Origin of the sequence: Flavicella sediminum (assembly GCF_006381105.1) — a bacterium.
Classification (GTDB): Bacteria; Bacteroidota; Bacteroidia; order Flavobacteriales; family Flavobacteriaceae; genus Flavicella; species Flavicella sediminum.
The window spans coordinates 1,585-6,703 of the sequence record NZ_VDET01000005.1 but is presented as its reverse complement, the minus strand read 5'-3'; the positions used below and the strand labels follow the sequence as shown (position 1 = coordinate 6,703).

General features: G+C 27.7%; 5 protein-coding genes. All 5 read right to left on the bottom strand.

Translation table 11 applies throughout. From position 1 onward, the window contains the following. Positions 1-151: 151 nt before the first annotated feature. Positions 152-1,558 (bottom strand): pyridoxal phosphate-dependent decarboxylase family protein, encoded by a 1,407-nt coding sequence (locus FGM02_RS07795; protein ID WP_139957807.1) that lies wholly within the window; start codon positions 1,556-1,558, stop codon positions 152-154. 220 nt (positions 1,559-1,778) lie between these two features. Continuing rightward, a complete protein-coding gene (locus FGM02_RS07790; protein WP_139957806.1) occupies positions 1,779-2,417 on the bottom strand; it encodes a hypothetical protein in 639 nt (212 codons plus the stop codon). 344 nt (positions 2,418-2,761) lie between these two features. Continuing rightward, positions 2,762-3,184 (bottom strand): hypothetical protein, encoded by a 423-nt coding sequence (locus tag FGM02_RS07785; protein ID WP_139957805.1) that lies wholly within the window; start codon positions 3,182-3,184, stop codon positions 2,762-2,764. 388 nt (positions 3,185-3,572) lie between these two features. Beyond that, a complete protein-coding gene (locus tag FGM02_RS07780) occupies positions 3,573-4,118 on the bottom strand; it encodes a hypothetical protein (RefSeq protein WP_166461148.1) in 546 nt (181 codons plus the stop codon). Positions 4,119-4,311: 193 nt separating this feature from the next. After that, positions 4,312-5,034, bottom strand: coding sequence for a hypothetical protein (locus tag FGM02_RS07775; protein WP_139957803.1), 723 nt, complete (start codon positions 5,032-5,034; stop codon positions 4,312-4,314). Positions 5,035-5,119 lie beyond the last annotated feature (85 nt).

Here is a 5,119-nt window from a genome sequence, read left to right as displayed (position 1 = left end):
GACCGAGCACTAAGCTTATACTTATTTTGTGTTTTTATCTTATTCAACCTAAAAATAGATAAATAAGTAGAAGCGACATAATAAAAAAACACAAACCTTTGTTTAAGCCATAAAAACCCACATTAACTTTATGCGGTGTTGGCAACTGGCGTTATTCAATTGTATTTATTATTCGGTTCATTTCTTTAAGGACTAATTCGATATCATTTTTAGTTGTTCTCCAATTCACAAATGATACTCTAATTCCTTTTTGGTCATTGTAAAATGTTGGTGTCATAAATACTTTTCCCGTTTTGTTTAATTGGGTTAAAAAACTGTCGATATTTTCTTTGTTCCGATTGTTATTTATATTAAAAACAATGTTGTTCAACCTTACTGGTGCTAGTAATTTAAAGTTTTCGGACTCCTTTATTTTACTTCCAAAATATTTTGCTAAATCAATTGCGTTTTCTACAATATTCTTATATCCTTCTTTTCCATAGGCTCTTAAGGAAAACCAAGCAGGTAATGCCTTTAAACGCCTTGAATTTTCAGGAAGAAAATTAAGATAATTAAAGTTTTCCATTGGGTTTCCAAGATAGGGTGCATTAGAGTTTTGAAAACTTTCAACTTGTAATGAACTATGTTCTTCTTTTATTAAAAACACAGCACTTTCATAGGGTACATTTAGCCATTTGTGACAATCAATGGTTATACTATCAGAATGTTCCCAGTCTTTTACAAAATGATTATAAGTATCTGAACAAGCTGCAAAACCACCAAAAGCAGCATCTGTGTGCCACCAAAAATTATACTTTTTCTTTAGTTTCTTTATTGCATTAAAATTATCAAAATCAACCGTATTTACTGTTCCTGCACTTGATATAAGAATAAATGGTTGACCGTTTAATGTTTTTATTTTCGATTCTAAATCATCAATCGAAATGGCTTCTCTATTTCCTTCTATTGTGTTTACTTTTATAATATTATTACTGCCAATACCTAATAAAGCAAGTGATTTTAAAGCAGAAGAATGTGGTGTCGCTGTTAGGATATTTATTTTTTCAGTAATACCTTCTTTTGCAAAATCTTTACCATAATTTTTTCCAAACCACTGTCTCGCTACTGCTAAACACGTAAAATTAGACATAGTAGCACCTGTTACAAAACCACCAACAAAAGATTTAGGTAAATTAAATAGGTCTAAAATTAATTGAATAGTTTCTAATTCAATATTTGCAGAAATGTCTCCTTCTCCATTTATTGCTTGTGGATTCTGATCGTAGATTGTTGCTAACCAATCTCCCATTATAGATGCTGGTGTAGAACCACCAATAACATAACCCCAGAATCTAGGTCCAGAAGATGATACTATGGTTGGTTCGAACGTTTCGTTGAATAATTGTAAAGTATTACGAGCACCAAGACCTTTTGAATCTAGATTTATTAATTCAGCTTTGTGAATATTTGCTGAAGTTTTTCGCTCATCTATTTTGTTTAAATATTCTATTCCTTGCTTTTTTACAAGCTCAAGAAGAGATTCTATTTCTAATAAGTCAGTTTGTAGAGTTTTGTTCATTTTTCGGCTTGTTGCCAACGGTTTTGTATAAAGTTAGTGTGGGAGTTGATAATCGAGAGATTCTCAGCCTAACACTAAACTTTTACTTATTTTGTGTTTTTATCTTAGTCGACCTAAAAATAGATAAATAAGTAGANNTAGAAGTGACATAGTAAAAAAACACAAACCTTTTTTTAAGCCATAAAAACCCACATTAACTTTATGCGGTGTTAGCTAATGTTTATTTAATTTTTTTAATAATTTTTCTCATTACTGAATGGCTTGCTGATTTAGATGTTTGATGTATTGCTATTTTATCATCATTTTCATCATCTATCCAAATATATCCTAAACAGTCTAAATTGAAAATTTCATTTTCCGTTTTTAAATCATGAGCAACCAATGATATTTTACAAGCTGATTTGTACTCTTTTTTATTTAAATTTTTTCCTCTGTGATTTTTGTCAACATCAATATCTCTAGTATCATCTAGATAAAATATTTTCGCACTGATAATATAATCACAATTTGATACGTTTTTTAAATATTTAATATTTTCCTTGACGTTATCAAAATGGATTTCAAAAGGAATCAAATATTTATGATTCTCATCTTTTAGTTCTGAAGTTACTTGTAGTCTGTTTCCTAATTCTGAAATTAAAAAATCTTTTAATATTTCATTAGTTGACGTTTCATAATTTCCAAATGAAGTAGAACTTATGGGGTTTAAAAGCCATTGTCCTTTCTCAAAATTAATTTTCTTAGAAAAACTTTTGAATTCATAATTGTAATGTCTTTTTTCTACAATGAATAAAGATCCAATACAGGAATTTAACAATCCTAATAATAGAATTGAAGAAACAATTTTTTTTAATTTCATCTTTTTTATAGCATTTGAGAGAGTGAGAATTATCAGATAGATGAAGAAATAAATCTCAATTTTTCACGGTAAATATAATAATTCCAAGTATAAATCAAATAAATTATGTTTCTGATTTTGACGAAATATTAGCTAACGGTTTTGGCTAGGCTTTGTGCGGGATTGAAAATCGACAAGATTTTCGATTACGTACTAAGCCGAAACTTTTTGTTTGGATTTGTTTCTTTGGTTTTCACAAAGCCAAATCAACAAGATTTGGCGACTTAGTAAATATACACAAAACTTTGAAGTTGGCACAAAACCCGCATGAAGTTTAGCCGGTGTTGGTTAAAGTGTTTTTCTTTTCAAGATTTAATAATTTTCTTATTTTTCAAAAATAAAATTGCTGATAAATTATTCCACAGAGTCTTTCTTTTTTTGTCATGATTTATTTTTTCTTGGCTATATAAACAAATAAGACAAGTTTTGTATTTCTCAGAATAGTCATAAGTTTCAAATTTTATTAAAATACTTTCAGTTTCATTTGATGAATAAAATTTATTAGAATAACACTTCGGACATATTTTTTCAGCAATTATGTCTTCTTCGATTTTTTCATTAGTTACTGGAAGATATTTATTCACTTCTAATTCCTCAATATTTCTTCTTTTTAACTCATTCAATATTATTTTTTTCGAGTATTTCAAGAAGGAGTTAAACCTAAAATGATAAAATGAAGCTAATTCAAAATCTTCTAAATTTGACAGGAAATTTTCAAGTTTACTCATAAAAGCTTTTTTGAAATCAGATATTTTAACCAACGGTTTTGGCTAGGCTTTGTGCGGGCTTGAAAATCGGCTAGATTTTCGAACACGGACTAAGCCGAAGCTTTTTGTTTGGTTTTGTTTCTTTGGTTTCACAAAGCCAAATCAAAAAGGATTTGGCGACTTAGTAAATATACACAAAACTTTGAAGTTGGCACAAAACCCGCATGAAGTTTAGCCGGTGTTGTACAATGTTTTTAGTTTCCGTAAATTTTACTTTTACTCTTTTTCCTATATATTTAAGTTATTTTTTATATATGAATTATACTGTAAATTAAAAAGTTCAACCAACTATTATTTAGTCGTTATTTTAGATTTACACTCTCTAAATTTTGTACATACTTTAATTCTATTAATTAATGTTTTTCATAATAACATTATAGGTCTTATTATTCAAAGGTTGAGACAAACAGCTACTTGTTTCCACTATGTTTGGTTTTTTATATAAAATTTTCCATTTATCATTAATATAAATATTTCTAAAGTCTATTGTTTCAGGAATGGTATTTTCATAAGGGATTGTTACATATTGTGATAATATTTTAGGAAGCTGTTTTTCGGTAATCATTCCAGTTATAATATATTGTCTATTTTTTTTAAATAATGTAGAACAATTACCCTGATTTGATTGTTTAATGATAAGGTATTTAGTATCAATATTTCCTTTGAATATCTTATCTATTTTGATCAGGACACTGTCAAAACTATTATTTTCTTGCCAAAAATATTTTATCCATTTCTCATTTTTAGGATTGTAAGATTCTACGACTGTTCCTACAATAATTAAGTCAATATTATTTATAAACTTCCCTATATGTTTGGGAGTAAAAAAATCGAAGCATGTACAAGAAAATGAGGTTGTTGTAACCAAAAAAAAGAGTAGAGATAATTTTTTCATTTCTAAATATTGTACAACGGTTTTGTATAAGGTTTGTGTGGGAGAAAATGTCCGTGGACTTTTCGCCCTAACACTAAGCTTATACTTATTTTGTGTTTTTATCATTGTCGACCTAAAAATACTCAAATAAGTATGAGTGACATAATAAATAAACACAAACCTTTGGAGTAAACCATAAAAACCCACATAGACTTTATACGGTGTTACCCAACGTTTCCGTTTTCTTATCTAAAATGTGTTTAGCAGCATTAATAGCCTCTTTTTGATATTTATTGTCGTCTTTGATTATTATTCTTAAATCACTTATACTTTTATTTTTAAATTTTTTCTCAAATCTTTCCGTTAAATTATGTGTAACAATTTCTTTGAATTCAATTCCGATTTCATAGTTTGATTTATCAATATACTGTAAGAATCTAAATCTGTATCGAGTATTATTTATTTTAGGTTTATCTAATAAAAAGTCGTGTAATAAATTAGTCAAATAATATCTATCTCCATTTTTAAATTTTAGATCCCAATATCCAAAATCAGATTCCATTAAATTAAATCTGAATACTTTGTCTAGTTTATTTTTATGAAATGAGTGCAAATTATAAATTGACTTTTCTACCTCATTAAAATTATATTTTTTTATCACGTTATGATGATTAATGATTATTTCTTCATTGTTTTCATCAATTTCGAAACTCGTTTTTCTATTCTCAATGTAATAATTTATTATCAGTATTAGACTTGGAAGACTTAGTATTAGGATGGGGATTATTGTTATAAAAATCTTAGTAGTAAGTTGTAAATCTACATCAGACGATAATTTTATAATTGTTGGTGTAATTACAAATAATCCTAGGAAAAGAATTAAGTTAAACTTTCCAAATTTTTTGATTAGTGTGTTATTTATAATGAATTTTTCCAATGTTGGGTAACGGTTTTGTATAAGGTTAGTGTGGGAGTTGATAATCGTTAGATTCTCAGCCAAAAACTAAGCTTATACTTATTTT

Excerpts from the sequence above, each read along its gene's own strand:
- FGM02_RS07790 (WP_139957806.1), bottom strand. The coding sequence starts at position 2,417 with ATGAAATTAAAAAAAATTGTTTCTTCAATTCTATTATTAGGATTGTTA.
- FGM02_RS07785 (WP_139957805.1), bottom strand. The coding sequence starts at position 3,184 with ATGAGTAAACTTGAAAATTTCCTGTCAAATTTAGAAGATTTTGAATTA.
- FGM02_RS07780 (WP_166461148.1), bottom strand. The coding sequence starts at position 4,118 with ATGAAAAAATTATCTCTACTCTTTTTTTTGGTTACAACAACCTCATTT.
- FGM02_RS07795 (WP_139957807.1), bottom strand. The coding sequence starts at position 1,558 with ATGAACAAAACTCTACAAACTGACTTATTAGAAATAGAATCTCTTCTT.